The sequence below is a fragment of the Candidatus Hydrogenosomobacter endosymbioticus genome, from assembly GCF_021654655.1.
GTDB classification, from domain to species: Bacteria; Pseudomonadota; Alphaproteobacteria; order Holosporales; family GW7; genus Hydrogenosomobacter; species Hydrogenosomobacter endosymbioticus.
This window is the reverse complement of sequence record NZ_AP025225.1, coordinates 217,968-237,375: the sequence shown is the minus strand read 5'-3', so window position 1 is coordinate 237,375 and position 19,408 is coordinate 217,968. Positions and strand designations below refer to the sequence as shown.

The 19,408-nt window shown below is 40.0% G+C and carries 16 protein-coding genes and 1 tRNA gene; 10 read left to right on the top strand and 7 right to left on the bottom strand.

Annotated features, from left to right (window positions below; translation table 11 throughout):
* Window positions 1–51: 51 nt before the first annotated feature.
* Complete coding sequence (locus HYD_RS01140; RefSeq protein WP_236865485.1) at window positions 52–1,086, bottom strand: hypothetical protein; 1,035 nt, start codon at window positions 1,084–1,086, stop codon at window positions 52–54.
* A gap of 68 nt (window positions 1,087–1,154) precedes the next feature.
* A complete protein-coding gene (locus tag HYD_RS01135; RefSeq protein WP_236865483.1) occupies window positions 1,155–2,033 on the bottom strand; it encodes a hypothetical protein in 879 nt (292 codons plus the stop codon).
* A gap of 416 nt (window positions 2,034–2,449) precedes the next feature.
* Here HYD_RS01135 and HYD_RS01130 point away from each other — a divergent pair, with 416 nt between their 5' ends.
* From HYD_RS01130 to HYD_RS01100, 7 genes are all read left to right on the top strand, one after another.
* The gene (locus HYD_RS01130) at window positions 2,450–3,463 is read left to right on the top strand and encodes a hypothetical protein (protein ID WP_236865481.1); all 1,014 of its coding nucleotides are present in this window, start codon (window positions 2,450–2,452) and stop codon (window positions 3,461–3,463) included.
* Window positions 3,464–3,534: 71 nt separating this feature from the next.
* Complete coding sequence (locus HYD_RS01125; RefSeq protein ID WP_236865479.1) at window positions 3,535–4,578, top strand: hypothetical protein; 1,044 nt, start codon at window positions 3,535–3,537, stop codon at window positions 4,576–4,578.
* 34 nt (window positions 4,579–4,612) lie between these two features.
* The gene (locus tag HYD_RS01120) at window positions 4,613–5,026 is read left to right on the top strand and encodes a hypothetical protein (RefSeq protein WP_236865477.1); all 414 of its coding nucleotides are present in this window, start codon (window positions 4,613–4,615) and stop codon (window positions 5,024–5,026) included.
* A gap of 223 nt (window positions 5,027–5,249) precedes the next feature.
* Complete coding sequence (locus HYD_RS01115) at window positions 5,250–7,205, top strand: Mur ligase family protein (RefSeq protein ID WP_236865476.1); 1,956 nt, start codon at window positions 5,250–5,252, stop codon at window positions 7,203–7,205.
* 54 nt (window positions 7,206–7,259) lie between these two features.
* Complete coding sequence (locus tag HYD_RS01110) at window positions 7,260–8,210, top strand: uracil-DNA glycosylase (protein ID WP_236865474.1); 951 nt, start codon at window positions 7,260–7,262, stop codon at window positions 8,208–8,210.
* 295 nt (window positions 8,211–8,505) lie between these two features.
* On the top strand, window positions 8,506–9,186 hold the full coding sequence (locus HYD_RS01105; protein WP_236865472.1) for a hypothetical protein: 681 nt from the start codon (window positions 8,506–8,508) through the stop codon (window positions 9,184–9,186).
* Between the two features lie 61 nt (window positions 9,187–9,247).
* On the top strand, window positions 9,248–9,409 hold the full coding sequence (locus tag HYD_RS01100) for a hypothetical protein (RefSeq protein WP_236865470.1): 162 nt from the start codon (window positions 9,248–9,250) through the stop codon (window positions 9,407–9,409).
* Between the two features lie 122 nt (window positions 9,410–9,531).
* Here the strand turns inward: HYD_RS01100 and HYD_RS01095 are convergent, their stop codons facing one another.
* The 3 genes from HYD_RS01095 to HYD_RS01085 form a co-directional block, all read right to left on the bottom strand.
* Window positions 9,532–10,776 (bottom strand): lipoprotein-releasing ABC transporter permease subunit, encoded by a 1,245-nt coding sequence (locus tag HYD_RS01095; protein ID WP_236865469.1) that lies wholly within the window; start codon window positions 10,774–10,776, stop codon window positions 9,532–9,534.
* Window positions 10,777–10,936: 160 nt separating this feature from the next.
* Window positions 10,937–11,007, bottom strand: a tRNA-Gln gene (locus tag HYD_RS01090).
* 101 nt (window positions 11,008–11,108) lie between these two features.
* Window positions 11,109–12,095 carry a tetratricopeptide repeat protein gene (locus HYD_RS01085; RefSeq protein ID WP_236865468.1) on the bottom strand — a complete coding sequence of 329 codons (987 nt, stop codon included), beginning with the start codon at window positions 12,093–12,095 and terminating at the stop codon, window positions 11,109–11,111.
* Window positions 12,096–12,398: 303 nt separating this feature from the next.
* On the opposite strand from HYD_RS01085, the gene HYD_RS01080 reads away from it, so the two are divergent.
* The 3 genes from HYD_RS01080 (at window position 12,399) to glyS (ending at window position 17,193) form a co-directional block, all read left to right on the top strand.
* The gene (locus tag HYD_RS01080) at window positions 12,399–13,739 is read left to right on the top strand and encodes a hypothetical protein (RefSeq protein ID WP_236865467.1); all 1,341 of its coding nucleotides are present in this window, start codon (window positions 12,399–12,401) and stop codon (window positions 13,737–13,739) included.
* 219 nt (window positions 13,740–13,958) lie between these two features.
* Window positions 13,959–14,861: a glycine--tRNA ligase subunit alpha gene (locus tag HYD_RS01075; protein ID WP_236865466.1), complete on the top strand. Its 903-nt coding sequence runs from the start codon at window positions 13,959–13,961 to the stop codon at window positions 14,859–14,861.
* A gap of 145 nt (window positions 14,862–15,006) precedes the next feature.
* Window positions 15,007–17,193, top strand: a complete 2,187-nt coding sequence (gene glyS, locus HYD_RS01070) for a glycine--tRNA ligase subunit beta (RefSeq protein ID WP_236865465.1) — start codon at window positions 15,007–15,009, stop codon at window positions 17,191–17,193.
* A gap of 33 nt (window positions 17,194–17,226) precedes the next feature.
* On the opposite strand, the gene HYD_RS01065 is transcribed toward glyS, so the two are convergent.
* Window positions 17,227–18,081, bottom strand: a complete 855-nt coding sequence (locus tag HYD_RS01065) for a hypothetical protein (protein ID WP_236865463.1) — start codon at window positions 18,079–18,081, stop codon at window positions 17,227–17,229.
* A gap of 206 nt (window positions 18,082–18,287) precedes the next feature.
* Window positions 18,288–19,277 carry a thioredoxin domain-containing protein gene (locus HYD_RS01060; RefSeq protein WP_236865461.1) on the bottom strand — a complete coding sequence of 330 codons (990 nt, stop codon included), beginning with the start codon at window positions 19,275–19,277 and terminating at the stop codon, window positions 18,288–18,290.
* Window positions 19,278–19,408 lie beyond the last annotated feature (131 nt).

The following is a 19,408-nucleotide window of genomic DNA, read 5'->3' as shown; positions in this document are numbered from 1 at the left end:
AATTAGGCCGACCTCATCTGTACGGACCGCGTGGCGCAGGCAAATAATAGCTCAGTAATCGTTCAAAACATCTTGATAATACTGCACAATCTTATAATGATTCGGTATACCTTGACCCGTTTTTTTATATAGTTCTTTGTCTACATTATTCAAATGCATTATCTGAGTAGTTAAATCCTTGTCTCTGTGCGGAAACATGTTCCGTCGCGTCTGAATATCATTTACATACCTATCCGCAGTACATTTCAAATTCCTATACTTCTCCATATAGCTATTTACTATGTCATTAACCGCCTTTTCTTGTGCTTTTTCTTGCGCATACTGCTTCTGTTGTTGAATCTGCATGTTTTTCATTTGCTGCTGCATCTGATGCTGCATTTCCGCCATTTGTTGCTGCTGTTGCTTCAACTGAAGCTCTTGTTTTTGCTGCATTTTTTTCGCCTGCTGCTGCTGCTGATATGCTTGCATCTGATGCTGCTTTTTTCCTTCTGCTCTTTCTATCGCGAATCGACTCTCCATCTCCAGCGTTCTTTGATGTTCTTCTTCCCACTCTTTATGAGCTTCTTCTGATCTTTTATGAGCTTCTTCTGTTTCTTTCAAAGATTCTACGAGATCTTTTCCTAGATCAACATCCTCCTTTGCGTCATCAAGCTGCCACTGTAAAGTATTTATTTTTTCTTGTATTTCTTGCTCTTGTTTTTGCAAATCTTGCAATTTTTGAACTGCCGCGAGCTCCATCGCTGCAACCGAGTTCCTGTCAGTACAAAACTCGTCGATCCCCTCTTTTTTTTCTTTTTTTTCTTGACCTTCGGGCATCGATTTATAGTCCGCTAAATCCTTTTCTATTTCGACGTCCATCTCTGCTCTTCTATAAGTAATTAAGTTTTTTTCATCAATTGCTTTTTTTATTTCATTTTGAATATTTGCAAATTCTTCTTTTGCATTATTCATTAATAAATTCGTCTCATTATATTCTGCCAAAGCCTGTTCAAGCCGCTCTTGAGCCCATTCAACATCATTTCCAGCATAAGAGCCAGAACTAGCGCACAGCGCGAAAAGCGCGAGCGCTATAGAAATTTTGAACATATTTATACATGGTTAAACTGCCACGAAAAGTCGTTTACCATACTTTTATAAATATGTCCATAGGAAATTTAATATTGTTGCATTTGTGTTTGTTGCATCTGTAGTTGCTGCGCCTGCTCTGGCGTTAATTGTTGTGCTTGCATATTTTGATTAATAATTTGTTGGTTAATTTCTGGATTTTGTGCTTGACTTTGCGGAGAATTTTGGTTAACCTGCTGATTATTAATATTTTGTTTTTTATTGGCGTGGTGATGAGGCTTCTGGGTTTGCTTTGGAATTTCTATTTTCCCATATTTAGCTTTGTAAGCCGCCACTTTTTCTGTCAATTTACTAACGGTACTTTTAAGTTTATTAATATCGTCTTCCATTTTTTTGGCTTTACCTTCCTTCTCTTTAACTTCACCTTCCTTCTCTTTAAGACTAGATGCAAGCTTTGCAAGATCCTTATCCTTTTGCTGAACGCTTCCATGAAGGAGACCGATTTCACCTTGGAGCTCTCGAGAGTCACCAGATTCTGGGCAGTTGCAGTCAGGTCCGTTTTCCTTATCCTCGGCGAGCTGGGCCTGAAGAGATTTCACGTGGTTCGCGCATTTGCGGTATGCTTTTTCATAGAATTTAAGGCGCATTTCCAAGGGTTTACGCTGTTTGGCGGCGAAGATGCTCATCTTTTTGTTGGCCTTGTCGCCAGCGGCTGAGCGGATACCGCCCTCCACCGGCTGGTCAGCGTCCACTTCACCGGAAAAAAGTCCGCTCGACTGCGGGTATTTCTGTCTTTTCCGCGCGGCGCTCGATTTGACTTGGCGAGACGTCTTGGCGCGAGACTGAGTGTGCGATGCCGACCTCATCTGTACGGACCGCGAACGGGTAGCGGAAGGTGACTTCTTCACCAATGCCAGAGCGGTGTTCGTAGGCGCCGCAAGACCAGCAAAACCGCAGAGTCCTGCCATAATCGCCACCCAAAAACTTTTACTTCGATTTTCCATAATACAAATTATACAACAAAATGCTAAAAACACGAGGATTTCCGCCATTCTTCCTGCAAAAATAACTCGAAAAATTTTTCCACCAACGTCTAAGCAAAAAAACGAATTCTTTCGAATATTTCAAAGCGCGATTTTTACTTTTAGAAATTCTATATTTTATTTTAGATTGCGCGTTAAAAAAAATACTCCTCAATATAAAAAAATCAGCCAAATCTGAGCTTTTCAAAAAAGCAAGAAATTTTTTTGCATTTTTGTTTGACAAAAACCGATAAAAAAAACTATTTTTTATGCACGACGACGTATAATAAACTCAAAGAAAAAATAAAGTTGTATAATTTGTATTATGGAAAAATCGAAGTAAAAGTTTTTGGGTGGCGATTATGGCAGGACTCTGCGGTTTTGCTGGTCTTGCGGCGCCTACGAACACCGCTCTGGCATTGGTGAAGAAGTCACCTTCCGCTACCCGTTCGCGGTCCGTACAGATGAGGTCGGCATCGCACACTCAGTCTCGCGCCAAGACGTCTCGCCAAGTCAAATCGAGCGCCGCGCGGAAAAGACAGAAATACCCGCAGTCGAGCGGACTTTTTTCCGGTGAAGTGGACGCTGACCAGCCGGTGGAGGGCGGAATCCGCTCAGCCGCTGGCGACAAGGCCAACAAAAAGATGAGCATCTTCGCCGCCAAACAGCGTAAACCCTTGGAAATGCGCCTTAAATTCTATGAAAAAGCGTATCGAAAATGCGCGAACCACGTGAAATCTCTTCAGGCCCAGCTCGCCGAAGATAAGGAAAACGGACCTGACTGCAACTGCCCGGAATCTGGCGACTGCAGTAGATTTGAGGATGATGCGAGTCATTGGAGGGCAGCGGTTGCTAATAAAGAAGCAAGAATTGATCAACTTGTAAAAGAAAATAAAGACCTGAAAGAAAAACTTAAAAAACCGGAAGTGAAGGAAATGGAAGTTCAGGCTGGCTGGGGTCCTGGTGAAGGGCGTGAGATGATGGCGCGGCCCACCGAGCGGCAGAAAGAAGCTGAGCAGCAGGCCGAACAGGCTAAAGCTGCTAAACAGCCCCGAGCTCAACAACCCCAGCAAGTTCAGGCCCAAGTTCATCAGCAAAAACATGCAAAAACTCAGCAAAATCAAGTAATTTCGGCGCCCGTTAACCAACAACAGGCGAATATTAACACTTTGCCGCAGCAAAGTCAAGCACAAAATCCAGAAATTAACCAACAAATTATTAATCAGCAAATGGCAAATCAGCAACAAACCGAAGCTATTCAACAAACTGTGCAAAATCAAGGAACTACGATCGAAATTGGTACGGAAACACAGCCTACAAATGAAAATCAGGAATGGACAGCAGATCAACAAGCTTCTAATTCATCGGAAAAATAATAAAAAACTAGTTTACATTTTTAAAAAAGTCTGCTACAACCACCAAGCAGTCATTAATTGGTGGTTTTTTTATGTTTTCTTATAATCGCACGGCGCTGATTTTGTTCGGCGTATTTCTTGCTTTTGCAAATGCAAATGCAGGTAAAGCTCAAGACGAGTTTAATGAATTAGTTAAAAAAATAAATCATTTAAAAAATAAACATCAAGCTAAGATTAATAATTTGACAATTTTGAGGCAAAATAGAGATGCTTTAAAAGCAAAAATTAGCTTTATAGCTCCACAAACTCATCAAATTGCTGCAAAAATTCGAGAAATAGATGCGCAAATTGGGGAAAAATGGAAATTATGGGAAAAAATGACTGAAGGCTCAGAAAAAGAAAAATTTAAGCAGGAAACTAATCTTATTGTTCGCCAAATGAATCATTTAAGGACTGTAGAATTAAAAGAAAAAGCGAATGAATGCGAAAATCTTTCTGGGCAAATCAAAAAACTAAACGCTGAGGAAATAGAATTAGTTAATTCAGCAAATAAAACAAAAGATAAATTAGATGAAATTATGGCTGATTATCCAATTTACAAACAAAAAGCAGAAAAAGAAAGAGAAGAAGAAATAGAAGCGATAATAGAAACATCAGATAAAAATCACGAATTATACCTTGAAAATGAGCGACGAATAAAAGAGGAACATGATCTAAAACACCAGCAATGGCAGGCGCAGCAACGTGAGAAGAAAGCAGAGGAAAAAGCCAGAAAAGAAGAGCGTAAACAGCAGCAACAAATGGCGGAAATGCAGGCGCAGATGCAGCAGCAAATGAAAAATATGCAGATTCAGCAACAAAAGCAGTATGCGCAAGAAAAAGCACAAGAAAAGGCGATTAATGATATAGTAAATAGCTATATGGAGAAGTATAGGAATTTGAAATGTACTGCGGATAGGTATGTAAATGATATTCAGACTCGACGGAACATGTTTCCGCACAGAGACAAGGATTTAACTACTCAGATAATGTATTTGAATAATGTAGACAAAGAACTATATAGAAAAACGGGTCAAGGTATACCGAATCATTATAAGATTGTGCAGTATTATCAAGATGTTTTGAACGATTACTGAGCTATTATTTGCCTGCGCCACGCGGTCCGTACAGATGAGGTCGGCATCGCACACTCAGTCTCGCGGCAAGACGTCTCGTCAAGTCAAATCGAGCACCGCACGGAAAAGGCAGAAATACCCGCAGTCGAGCGGACTTTTTTCCGGTGAAGTGGACGCTGACCAGCCGGTGGAGGGCGGTATCCGCTCAGCCGCTGGCGACAAGGCCAACAAAAAGATGAGCATCTTCGCCGCCAAACAGCGTAAACCCTTGGAAATGCGCCTTAAATTCTATGAAAAAGCATACCGCAAATGCGCAAACCACGTGAAATCTCTTCAGGCCCAGCTCGCCGAGGATAAGGAAAACGGACCTGACTGCAACTGCCCGGAATCTGGTGACTGCAGCAGATTTGAGGATGATGCGAGTCATTGGAGAGCAGCGGTTGCTTTGCTTCATGCGTTAGAGCTTTGAGCGAAATATTATTGACTTTTTAAAAAAATTATGTTTGCTCGATCCTCTATATAGGAAGCACTATTTGCAGTATGCAATTCGAGCTTTGTAAATTCTCGAATTTTAATATTCTTTGATGAGTTTTTCGTGACTGGGGGGGGAGGCGTATTTTAACGTTTTAAGACTCTTGAACGCGTCAATAATACTGTAGTAACATCTCATATCGGGATTCGCGGTCTGGCTCGTGCGCTACGTAACGCTTGCGGATATTGTTGTGCGTTTGCGCGAGGAAAGCTTGGTTTTTTGTGGCGACCTCCCTTTAAGTCTGGCCAGCGCTAATGTTGGATTTGTAGTCGACGACTCTCGAAAAATACAAAATAAACATGTTGGGAAGTTTGTTTTCGTCGCTGTTTCTGGTGCGCAGTCTAATGGAGGCGACTTTATATGCGAAGCGGTGGCAAAGGGGGCGGTTGCTGTTGTTATTGAACCATCGGCTTTGCCTAAGGAATGTATAGGCGATCCAGCAGAAAGCGCCTTCCATGAATCTAAATTTTATGCGGTAAGCAGGCCGAGCAGTTGTACGAATGATTTGTTAATCAGCAAATTTCATCATGTTTGTAGCAATTTTGACAGAAGTATTGGTGCAGAAAGGCCAGAAGTTGGTTTTGCCGAGGAATTTACTAAAAGCAAAAACTGCGCCGGAGCTCTAAACAAGAAAAATAAAATTTTTACATGCGCGGAATTAAAAAATAAAACAATTCTTGTAAAAGATGCCAGGGCCGCGCTCTCTGAGATATGCAATATCTTGTACGACTCTATTCCTGAAAAAATAGTCGCAATAACTGGGACGGATGGAAAAACCTCGATAACAGAGTGCGTTCGAAAACTATGGAAGGCTGACGGAAGAAGAGCGGCAAGTATAGGAACGCTTGGAGTGCAGACCGCAAATTGTGTGAGTGGGAATATTGGTATAGATCAACTTCTTATGAGCGGAACTCACAGCTTTTCTATGCCAGGTATTGTTTCGTTATATGAGATACTTAGCGGACTTGGTAGAAAAGGGGTTAGCAATATTGTCATGGAGGCGACCAGCCATGGACTCCACCAGATGCGGCTCGGAAAAATCAAATCTGACGTTGGAATATTTTCTTCGTTCCATCAAGACCATTTGGATTACCACAAAAGCATGAGTAATTATTTTGAAGCGAAAATGTTGTTGTTTGCTCGCCACGTAAAGCCACATGGACTTGCCTTTATTCATAAAGATATTCCGTATATAGAACGTATATCGGAGATGTGCTCAAAAAAGTGTATAGACATGCATTTATATGGAGAGAAAACCAATGGTAGCAGCGGTGAAGTTGGGCTTTCGTATTCTGTTATTAGCAGAGTCGATGGGGGCGAAGACTTTTCTATAGGGAAATCTGTAGGTAAGGAAGAGCTAGATCTGCCCCATCAATCGTCGCAGTATTTAATCGATAGGGATTTAATTATTAACGAGAGCGGAACAATTGAAAAGCTAGATACCATTGGAAAAGAGTCCGAGTACAGCTCTTTTGTGCGATTCAATATTTTTGGCGAATCTTTTATAGATAAAATTAAGGGGGTGGCGTGTAAATTCCAGCTAGATAATGCTACGGCCGCTATTGGCGCGTTTGTCGCTTGTGGAGGAAGAATTGAGGTCGCTCGCGGGGTTATCAATGAGCTCTTTAATATTCGAGGCAGGATGGAACTTGTTGCTAGAACATCTGACGGAGCTCTTGTATTTGTTGACTATGCGCATACTCCTGGGGCGCTTAGGTCTGCTCTTGCTCAGCTTAGAGAGACCATTAAAGTCGGAGCTAAGATTTGTGTTGTGTTTGGGTGTGGCGGAGACAGAGATCCTTCAAAAAGGATGTTGATGGGGGAGATAGCGTCTCAGCATTCCGATTTTGTTTTTGTTACAGATGATAATCCGAGATCGGAAGATGCATCGTCGATACGTGCGGAGATTATGAAAGGAGTAGCGGCCAGTAAGTCTGCTGTAGTTAAAGAAATAGCTGGCAGAAGGGCTGCCATAGAGGAAGCGGTTTCAACTCTTCGAGCTGGAGATGTGCTTTTGATTGCAGGAAAAGGACATGAGGAATTTCAAATAGTTGGCGGTTCTGCGGTCAAGTTTTCTGACTCAAAGTGCGCTGCGGAAGCGTGCAGAAGGAAATAAATTTTTTCTAAAGAATATGATATATGTTTGGTTTCTGATATCTGAGATTTGCAAATGCTGTGGTATAGTAAACCAGTGTTGCCTGAGAGTTCTGCGCTGTGCGGATCGATAATTGAGTGCAGCGATAAAACGCCTGTTATTATGCAAAAAAAAGAAGCTGCTGCGTGTTTGTTCTTGTTGCACAGTGATTTAGGGATAGATGAGACTGTTTGCTCATGTCCTCTAGTGAAGAGCGGGGTACAGAGTGATGAGGGGCTTTCTGCTGATGAGCGGTGTGAAGATTCTTGCGGTATGAGATCTTCTTTTATCGAACGCAGTAAGAAAGAATATGTTTATGAATGTCGAGAAGAGAGAGAAGAAGGGCAGAGTTTAGGTAGAACGTTTAGAGATGGCGCTTTTGATTCAGCCAATAAAATCAATAAAAAAGACTCTCTTTTGGCTCTTCAAAAAGAGCTAATGGCACTCGAAGGGTGCCCTATAAAGAACACCGCCTCTAGCACGGTCTTTGGAGCCGGAGATATTAACAGCAAAATTATGCTGGTAGGAGAAGCTCCTGGCGCTGAAGAGGACAAGCAGGGTTTACCGTTTGTGGGGATGAGCGGAAAACTTCTAGACAAGATGTTCGCATCTATAGGGATCAGGCGCGATTCTCTTTATGTAAGTAATATAATTCCATGGCGTCCGCCAGGTAACAGACAGCCAACATCCTCGGAAATAGCTTTGTGTTTGCCTTTTATAGAAAAGCACATAGCCATAATAGATCCTGAAGTTATAGTGTTTGTTGGAGGAGTCGCTCTTAAGGCGCTTGTGGGTAAGTCGTCCGCGATAAGTGTTTTGCAAGGAAAATTTCTCGCATACTCGAACAGGCATATGTCTCGTAAGATAAAAGGATTTGCCATATACCATCCGGCATACTTGCTTCGATCTCCAGGACAGAAACGCGTTGCATGGGCGGGGCTTTTGAGATTTTCTGTTGATCTTGCGTTAGATCATAATGAAATATAGTAATGTTGACTATGTCGAAGAAACAGTATACAAAACTCCTGCACGTTAACATAGGGATGCGGGAAATTCCCTATATGTTATTTGTTATGCGGCTATATTTGTGTTAACAGGAATTGTTTTGTTTTAAGCAGTATATAGGCGTGTATTTTTCATTATATAAAATAAATAATTAAATATTAAATGATATAGTATAAAAAAGCAACGTTATACGCAACATATAAAACAGACAATTTAATTTTATCACTTAGTCAGCTTTTATGTTTTTAGAAGCACGCGAATTTGAATGGAGAAAAAAATGGAGAAACGGATAGTATTTATATTAATCTGTATTACAGTTATGTCTTTATATGGTACGCCAGTAATGGCAGATGATGTGCCAACCGGAGCAGGTGTTGATCCGAGCGCAGACCCTTTTTCTGGCGCCTCCTCTTCGAGTTACAATGATCCATTTTTCTCTTCAGACTCAAGTTTCGGCCAAAACAGTTCCTCTACTCAGCAGGGAACTGGTTCTAAAAGCAAAAAAAAGGGCAGTCACGGATCTCACAAAAAAAGTACAAACAGCATAGAAGTCGCTGGTAGTGATAGCGGCTTAGATAACGCGTCTTCTTCCGAGGATAACCCTAACGTTCATAAAGTTAGACCTTTGGTCGCTGCAATGCATCAAAAAGCTCTGCATACTAACGTGAGACGAGAGTTACAAAACACAGAGGTTGGAGCTGAGAAAAATGCTCACAGCGATATAAGCAATGGCGGTAGACAAAATAGTAATAGTAAAGAAAAACATGATCATAAAAATAAGGCAGAGAGATCAAAGACCGGCCACAAGCGTAAAGATAATAGCGAAAAAAAGAAAGACAAAAAAGGCGAAGAAAAGCCAAAAAATTCAAACGGTAGTAAAAGCAAGGGAAAAAAGCAAAACGCTGAACATGGCAGCGCAAATAAAGGTAATAAAAATAAAAAACCGTCGAAGATCTGAGAATAAGCTTATCGTGATGAAAAAAATTTAAATATTAATATTGTAAGTAGGAGGAAAAGATATGATTAATAAAATTAAGGCGGCTGTCATTTTGGGATGCGTTTGTGTGTTTGCACCGCACTTATCAACTTACGCATCTAAATCCGGTAAATCTATAGATGAAATAGCAAATAAATATGCTAAAAAAGATCCGGAAAAAGTGTATAGCGACATAAAAAAATAACAGCACAGCGCGCATAATGGCTGCTTCATGAAAGAAGCGGCCCGTTAACATGTTATTCATATAAACTAGTCACTTTAATCCATGTATTCCAAATATTTCAGAAAAGAAAAGGGGTCATCTCTTTATTCATATCGCAGTACTTCTATGGGATTTAGCCTTGCGGCTTTTCTGGCAGGATATATAGTGGCAAACACGCTGAAAAAAAGAGCCATCAGTATAATTGTAAGAGCTTGAAAAACGTCCACTCGAGAAGGAAGGGTAGACAAAAAATATATCTCTTCTCTGAACAGGTTGGTTCCTGTCGCTCCCTCGATAATCTTTCTTATCTTTTCTATGTTATACGAAAATAACAGACCTGAAATTGCTCCAGAAATAGTTCCTATAACCCCAATATATGCTCCGGAAAACATAAATATACGCAAAATAGAATTTTGAGTCGCTCCAATTGTTCGCAGTATTGCTATGTCTTTTGATTTGTCTTTTACTAGCATGACAAGGCAAGAAACTATATTGAACACAGCAACAAGCACTATAAGAGTTAATATAAGAAACATAACATTTTTCTCCACTTGAATAGCGCCAAAAATACTTGAGTTTGCTTGCTGCCAATCGTGTACGAAAAATCTCACAGGATTAACTATTCTTGTTATTTCTTGTTTTGTGTATTCCATGTCTGAAGGATCTTTTACAAAAACCTCTAGACCGCTGATTGAGTTGCCAAGGTCAAAAAACTCTTGCGCACTTTTCAGCGGTATGAACACAAATGCGCTGTCATATTCATACATACCGCTTTCGAATATCGCGCTTACAGTGAAGTGTCGGGTTTTTGGTATAAAGCCGAACGCGGTTGCGCTCATATCTGCGGACATTATCCTAATTTGGCCGCCTATTTCTAGTCCTAGTTTTCTCGCGAGCTTGCTCCCAATCATGGCAGACTGAGAGTCGTTCGCGAAATTATTCATACTCCCTCGAATAAGCTTTTCTGAAATCATCTTTTTTTCGATGAAATCTTTTTTTAACGTACCGTGGATTATTCCACCACAAGCTCCGCCGGAAGACATAAATAATCCTTGCTTTTCTATAAGAGGGCTTGTGGAGACAACGTCTGGAAGATCGGATAGCAATTTCTGCAGCCGCTCATAGTCATCGAATTTTTTGTTGTTGCTATAGACTGTAAGATGGCTGCTTATGCCTAAAACTCTCGATAAAAGCTCGTGCTTAAACCCATTCATTACAGACATGACTATGATCAAAGTAGCTACTCCGAGAAATATCCCAAAAAAAGAGAACCACGCTATTACAGAAATAAAACCATCCTGATTTTTAGACCTTAAATATCTCCATGCTATTACCAATTCCAAAAACATTACATTATGCGCAGGCAGCCCGAGGAGTATAGTATAAACCATGCTAAAGTCATAAGAAAATAGCAAAAACAATTGAACTAAGAGAGTCGGGATAGGAGACGGGATATTAAATCAGTCTGACATAAAAATGTTGCTTTACAGCTTTGTGCCTAGAAAAAGACTGGGGGACCTGGATTCGAACCAAGGTTCTTCGGTCCAGAGCCGAATGTTCTGCCGCTAAACTATCCCCCACCGATGTCAATTATATAAAAACCGTAATAAAATTTAAAGAGGCCTTATTTAAAAACTGGAAACAGTAACCTCATAAACAATCAGACACACGTACGTATATGCTATTTGTCTATCGCATCAAGCATCATGCCAGCGCGCCTTAGTATATCTGGTAGTCGCTTGTCCTTAGTATTAACACTTTTTATAGAAAGAAGTTGCTGCAATACAACCTTTGCGTTTCCATTTTTCCCATCGTTTTTGAATGCTTGAGCAAGTTTTAAAAGTGAAGATAAATAATAGAATTTATCTCCGTCAGAAAGGGAATGGTTTTTGGACATTTTTTCTGTGAAATATGAACAAGCGCTTGCCAGAATTTTTTCTGCCTCGCGATTGTTTTTTTCTTGATGGAGGTATATAAGTCCTAGCCAATACAGGGATGGCGCGTAGTTGGAAGAGTTTTCGTTCTGAGATATTTTTAGAAATAGCTGTTTTGCTATTCCAGGTTTTCCTGATTTTAGCGCTCCCATTGCTTCGTCAAATATGTGTGTATCGCCTATATCTTTTAAAGTCTCTTTAGCCCCGGTATTTTGATCTAAATCTCGCGTATCTAAGGTTTTATTATATGATGGTGCGCTGGTTTTGTTTTTTCTTTTCACAGATTGTTCGGGCAGCTTTGGCCTCGTTTGGTTTATATCGCTTTCTGCGTCTTTATGACGGTTTTGACTTTTTTGCTTAGTCTGATCCTGCTTTGTAACTTGCTGACTATTCTGCCCCAAAACACCAACGCACCCTTTCATATGGTCGAGATCATTTTTTAGATGGTCTACTATCTCTTCCAGTGAGCGTATTCTATTTTTTAACAACAGTATTTCTTCATTCTCTTCAGGTTTTTTTTGGTAGTCTATATAGTCAACGTCTTTAGATTCGTCCGCTGCCGAGCCCGAGCCGTGCTTGCTGTTTGCGCTCTCTATAGAAGTTTTGTCGCTTGGTCTAGCTCGCATAGGACTTTCGACAATCTCTGCGACAGCTACACCAGCGGGCGCAAATAAACAGGCATACCCACACAAAAAAAGAGATACAGACATATACCTGTAGGCAGACAAAAACATACCTGTTGCTTATATTTTATTGAACGCGTGCTCGAATGATACATGAAATTTTTAGATATGTTGATAGTTTGCTAAAAATCTTAACAAAGGTTTTGCTAATTAATAGAAATATAACTGTGTTATCAACAACAAAAATTTTTTTAAAGAAAATCTAAAGAAAAATAGCTGGTTTTTATTGTATAATAACAAAATGGTTTATTAACTAAAAAAGTCATGAACATAAAAAGATATATATCTCTATTTTTACTTTTTAGCGGCGTCGCAAACGCTGAATTCAATCTTGATCAACATGTCGACAGAGTTATGAATTATGTAAGAGCAGGAAAGGCTAGCAAAGAATGGTTCGATGAAGAGGCGAAAAAAACCAGGGCTATTATGGTGCAGGAGTCTAAGAACATTTACCCGCTTAGTAAAGTTCGCGCAGATGCTACAAAGTTGCAGAAAAGAGAAGACGCCATAAGAAACATAGAAAATATTAAATGGTTTCTTGAGAAAATTGAGCAAGCTCGGGACTTAAGCAACAAAAGAGACATAAGAAATTTGTTTGAAAGAAATGAAGAGCAATACGAAGAAAGAAATGAAAAATTAGTTAACTTTTTTCAAAATCGTAATGAAAATCGTGAGATTGAACAAAGAAATCCTTACGACCCACAAATAGCCCGTATAATGGGATTTTTATCTGAGGTAGCTTCCGGAAAGATAATGGGGTACAGCAAAGATAGGCTCGCCTCTGAATTAAAAAACATTAAAGCCCTTATGGTTAAAGATGCAAGAGGCTATTATAGCAAGAAAGAAAGAGATACAACGTTCTCTGAGAACTTGAAATTTCTTACTGCTTTAAGAAAAATTATAGAAGATGTACAGAAAAACCCAGCCGATATAGAAAATCTTCGCGATTTTGCAGTTGCGCAAATTCAAAGCATGCATCAGCAAGAGCAAGAGTTTCTGCCAGAAGATAATCAGGAAAACCAAGGGTCGGCTAATCAGAGTAGAATAGGGAGTGAGCATCAGCAAGAGCAAGAGTTTCTGCCAGAAGATAATCAGGAAAACCAAAGGTCGGCTAATCAGAGTAGAATAGGGAGTGAGCATCAGCAAGAGCAAGAGTTTCTGCCAGAAGATAATCAGGAAAACCAAAGGTCGGCTAATCAGAGTAGAATAGGGAGTGAGTATGGGCAGCCTCAACAACAGCTAGCTGAGTTCGTTGAGGAAGGCGCTCCACAAGATCTAGAGCAAATTCCATCGGGGATGCAGGGGCATCCTAATTCCAAAATGTTAATCCAAGATCAAGCTGAAGAGCCCGTAGGCAGTGCACTAAGTCTATCCTCTAATCAATCAATAGTTCCATTAAAGAGTAAAAAACAGATAAAAATTTCACCGAAGGATGTGATTCTTCTTGGAGAAGATGCGAAGCCGCTATTTGATGGACGAAAGCCTACTGAAGAAGAGTTGAACCTTATGGAACAAAAACTACAAGCGGATGCTTCTGCGCTTTTAGAAAAATTCCGCGGTATGAAAGGGAGATCAATGTCAGAAGTTATTGAACAAGGCGCAAATTTCCAGAATTCTATTCCGTTGGGTATGCAGTTGACTTATAATATGGTTAAAGGACATGATAATTACTCAGCAAATTCCAGCAAATTCTGAAATATAGGGTCGTAAATAATAAAGGCAAAATCCAGACTGCTTTATGCTATTATCGCTATCCCCTCCCCGGGCGCCTTATGCTCGGGGCCTTTTTTCTTACACTAGAGCTGGCTCTTTTGCCAAAGCAAGGCAGAAGTAGATCGCGGTCTATTGACACATATGTGAATAAGCGATGATACTTTAAACTGGATGGGTGGGTGAAGTTTTTTCCTTTGTTGTATGGCATTTTCTTTCCAAGATATAATTTTTTCTCTTCAAAAATTTTGGGCTGATGTTGGGTGTGCTGTGATGCAGCCATTTGACGTTGAGATGGGGGCTGCTACGTTTCATCCAGCTACTTCTTTGTATACTCTTAGCATGAATGAGTGGAGAGTTGCTTTTGTTCAACCATGTAGGAGGCCTCAGGATGGTAGATATGGAGAAAACCCGAACAGGTTTCAAAAATATTTTCAGTTTCAAGTGATAATAAAGCCGTCTCCAAGCAATATACAAGAACAGCTTCTAGACAGCTTTGAATGTCTTGGGATTGACCTGGAGCGCCATGATGTGCGGTTTGTTGAAGATGATTGGCAGAGCCCTACTCTTGGGGCGTCTGGTCTTGGATGGGAGGTTTGGCTGGACGGTATGGAGGTAGTACAGCTTACTTATTTCCAACAAATAGGTGGGATTTCGTGTTTTCCAGTGGCGGTGGAAGTGACTTATGGTCTAGAGCGGCTAGCAATGAATATACAGAAAAAAGAATCTGTGTTTGATATCGTTTGGAACGGAAATGAAGTAAGTGGAAGCCTGCTCGCCCCCAAATGTTGCGCTAACGAAGGCTACTATAAAACGTATGGAGAGCTGTTCATGAGGCAAGAACAAGAGTTTTCGGTGTGGAATTTTGAAGAAGCTCCTATAGAAGATATGGAATCGGAGTTTCAAAAATCTATATCGTGCGCACGCGTTTTGCTGGGGAAAAATGTGGTTCTTCCGGCATTTGAACTGTGTATAAAAGCTAGTCATTTGTTCAATTTGCTCGAGTCTAGAAAGGTGATAAGCGTGGCTCAAAGAGCTGGATATATACAAAAAATAAGGTCTTTAGCATGTTTGTGCTGTGAAAAGTGGAAAAATAGCGAATCATGAATGGAATCTGTTACTCAGGTGGATGCAGGACGTGTGAGGTGAGTCGTTTTTCGTTCATTAGATGGCGCGCAGATCATGATGATTTTTGCTTGTACGAAGCGAAGCCACTATAATTAGTTGTGAAGATTTTTGCCGTTGGTTTATCGTGAAAAATGGTGCGCAAGAAAACATGGATGTGACTAGCTTTTTACTAGAGATTTTTTCAGAGGAAATACCTGCTCGGATGCAAGCTTCTGCTGCAGAGCAAATTAAAAAATTGGCAGAGTCTTTTTTGTTAGCGGAAGGCGTGCGGTTTTTGGAAATAGAGTCATTTGTCACTCCTAGGCGCCTTTCTCTTATAGTAAGTAAAGCAACAAGAGACTCGTCTTGCGTGGCACTGGATAAAAAAGGACCGCCTGTTGGAGTGGCTGAAGTTGCTTTGAAGAAATTCTGCGAGTCAAACGCTGTGAGTGCTGCGGAATGTTACAAAAAAAGCACTGAGAAGGGAGAATTTTGGTTCGCTCCTGTTAAAATTTCGCAGAAATCGTTGGAGCGTGTGTTTTCCTGTATGTGCTTTCATATACTCGAAACCATTAATTGGCCAAAGACAATGCGCTGGGCCGATGACAAAACAGGTAGAAATTGTGAAATTTGCTGGATAAGGCCAATACGATCTATATTGTGCGTCCAACAAGATTGCGATGGCCGATCTGATGCTAGAGTTGTCGATTTTTCTTTTGGTAATTTAGTAAGCTCGAGCAAGACATGCGGCCATAGGTTTGCGAACAGATATAGCGGCTATAAGAATTCTAAGAAAGAAGAGCTATGCGTTAAAAATATAAGTGAATACGAACAGCTTTTAAGAGATAATTTCGTTATACTGCGCCAAGACGAGAGAAAGCAACTCATAAGAGACATGGTTTTGCGCGCATGTGAAGGGGTTGCGTGCGAGCCATTTTCTGAGGATTTAGAAAACGGCGGGCTCGTTGACGAAGTTTGCGGCCTTGTGGAATTTCCGAGCTGCATAGTTGGCTCTTTCGACGAAAAATTCTTATCGATTCCGCAAGAAGTGATTGCGACAACAATACGAGAAAACCAGCGCTATTTCCCGATGAAAAAAGACGATAAGCTGCACAACATGTTTTGCATAGTAACAAATACCGCGAAAACAACAAACGAGATGAAAGAAGGGTGCGAGCGTGTTGTTAGGGCTCGTCTATCGGATGCATTGTTTTTTTGGTCCTGTGATAAATCGAAAAAGCTCGAGCATTTTGCTGAAAGGCTAAAGAATAGAGCGTTGTTTGACGGGCTAGGATCAGTGTACGATAAATCTGAGCGCGTTCGAATGATGTGCATAGAATTTTTTGGAGATGGAGCGGGGTTCGCAAACAGTGTTTCTGATGCTGCTCGGATTTTCAAGGCGGATCTTGAAACGGAGACAGTCTCAGAGTTTCCATCTTTGCAGGGATCTATAGGGAAGCATCTTGCTCTGCTGGAAAACAAGCGTATATCAGTTGCAAGATCTATAGAGGATCATTATTGGCCGCAAGGAGAAAAAAACCAAGAAAATCTTTTGTCTCAATCGGAGGAGGGAAGGGTTCTTGGAATTTTTGATAGGATGGATACGTTAGTTGGGTTTTTTGCTATTGGGAAAGTTCCTTCTGGATCGAAAGACCCGTTTGGGTTGCGCAGGGCTTCTTATGGACTAGCGCGACTTATGCAAATGTGCGAACGCGATTTCTCTTTGAAAGAGCTAATAAGAATATCTTCGGATTGTTATAAATCTCAGGGGCTGCTCTCAGAAACGGCGCTTTCAAATGTCCTAGGGCTTGAAAAATTTTGTACAGAAAAATTTATAAATATTATGCGCGAGGAAGGAGTTGAGGAAAGATTTGTATTGGCGGCGATTGAGCAGAGCGAAGAGATAAGGTTCAAAAAAATTTCAGAAACAGCTAATATGCTTATGCGTGTTTTCTCTTCTAATAGCGGGCAGAAATTTTTATCTTCATACAAAAGAGTTTCTTCAATATTGTGTCAAAACGAATATGCTAAAAAGTCTGATGTTGATGAGAATTCATTTGCTACTGACTATGAAAAGCGCGTGTTCGACATTATCAAGTTTATGAGAAATGACTTTTCTGGTATTGGATCTTGTTCTATGGAAACATTATTGATAGAACGGTTTGATTTGTGGAGCAGAGCAATAGATGACTTTTTCGACAATGTGAAGGTTATGGAGGAGGGCTGTTTTGCCGCAAGGATAGCTCTGCTGAGAGGGCTTTCAACCGCGCTATATCCTTTATGCGACATGGATAGAATGGTGCGTAGGTCTTTTTTCGCAGAGCGAGCATAATCAAAGAAGCTGAACCAACTACAAACCAGCTAGTTATTTTTTTCTCTGACCAGCGCTGCTGTTAGCGTCGAAATAGTAATTGGTCCTACTATTCGGAGCTTTTCTGGCCTGTGTCGTAATCGCCTCTTGAAGTCCTTTAAAAAAATCCTGTTTTTTCATCTCTTTCAGGTTCGCATAGTTATATAAAGTGTTATTTTCCAAAAGACGCTCTTTTTCACTCTCAAGTTGCTTAATTATTAGTAAATATGAATTATTCTTATCCAACAATTCCTCGCATTCTTTTGCATGTTTATTTGTTAGAGATTCTATTTCTTTTTTAAGAAGAGCGTTTTCTAATCGTAATTTATTTGCTAATTCTATGTAATAAAGTTTTTCTTCATCCTCATTACTTATATCATTTTTTGGGTGTGTATCTTGGACTATGGTCTGATGAGCCATTTGCCCTATAGGCATTTTTGTTTGTTCTCTAGGTTTTGCTGTAATTTCTACGTTTTCCTTTAGCCTATCGATGTTTTGGTGTTTTTCTTTTATATCGGTGTCAGCGTCATTTTTATAATTATTCGCTTCTTTAAATTCTGCAATTTTGCATAGAGTATTTTTTATTTTTATGTCTAGTTTCTCTTTTTGCTCTTTATTGTTGCATTTAAAAACCCCGAGGAAAATTTTCATTACAGCGTCTTTTTGAATATTGGGATCTGCGATTATCTTATCTACCACATGTTCTATAAGTTTCTTGGACTTATGGTCTAGTTTATCGTATCCGGAATGCGCAATGTTCAAAATATTATGGCGTTGTTCCGGCGTCAGCCATACAGCCATCGAAGAGCCCACTCCAACACAAAACGCGCACAAAGCAGCCGCAAAAAAATCATTTTTTAATATACGCATATTTACCCTTGAAAATCCTAGAGCCACATTAGAATCATATGCAACAATTGTGATGCTATGTCAACTTTTAACAACGTGAGTTCATCGGCGAACGCGCGTAGTCGAAAACAAAAAGACTATGCTGGCGACAAACCTAGCATAGTCTCGTGTAACGTATCAACTTAAGCTAATAGAAATAGCAATATTGCCTTTGTTTTTTCTTATCGTCATTTGATAGCTTGCTCCTTTTTCGCTTCTGTATTTTTGGTTTCGTTTGTTTTTTCTTTCAATTTATCTACGATAGACCTGACGCGGCCTTTTTTTTCTGGTTCGGCGCTGGTTTTGTCAGTAGCATTTTTCGAATTTGGCTCATCATTGCAGTTAGGAATTAGTTTTTCCTTTGGTTGAGAAGGAACTATTTCAGCTTTAGAATTCTCTTTTACAAGAGACACTATTTCTGCCCCATCGCTTGGAGATTTCATTTCAATCACCTTCCAAGACGACGGCGCCTCTCCTTTTTTAGATACAAAAAATGCTGTTGGAACGCCGTTTATACTAAGCGGGGACATTCTGTTCCTGACCCTAGCGTCAAATATAATTCTAAGAAGCTCTTCATTCTGCATAGCATTTTCTATAAGGGGCTTGTCTTCGGGATGCTTTATGTTTTTTAGTAATACTTCCTTACACATAGCATAAATGGTCTTTTCGTCTTTTTTTTCTACGGCTTCTGTTAGTTTTTTATTGTCTCTTAGTTCTGTAAAAAGTATTTTCCTAATATCAGATGCGAGCGTCTTTTTCGCTGACCATGCAAACGCTGTTAAATTCATGCTGAGCCTGTCGTATGGATGATCAACGACTACAAGTGCGAATTTTTTCTCTTTAAACTCCTTAGACGCTATTAGTTTTGGAAAAATCTCTAAGTAACACTTTATACAATCAGGGCAAATCATAGATATATAATATACGAAGACCATAGGGGCCTTTTGAACATCTCCATAAAAATCCATGAATTTTCCCGATGGATGTTCTTTTATTACGTTGCGAAACAGAAATTCTGCGGCAGTTAATGGTCTCTTTTCTGTTAATTGGCTATAGGGAGTGCTTTTTTCTTTTGATATAGATTTTTCTTTGCTAGCAGCATGTGAGCCGCTGTATGAAACCGTTACAAATACGCTCGCCGCCAGCAAAAAAACTCTTTGAGAAATGGTTGTATTCATTTTATCATCTGTTATATGGATTACGCGAGGAAATTGTAAGTGTTTTTATTATGAAAGTCCAGAATCGCGAGAGAAGAAAAAAGTAATGGCGAAATATTTTATTTATAAATAAAAATATAAAAAAATATAGA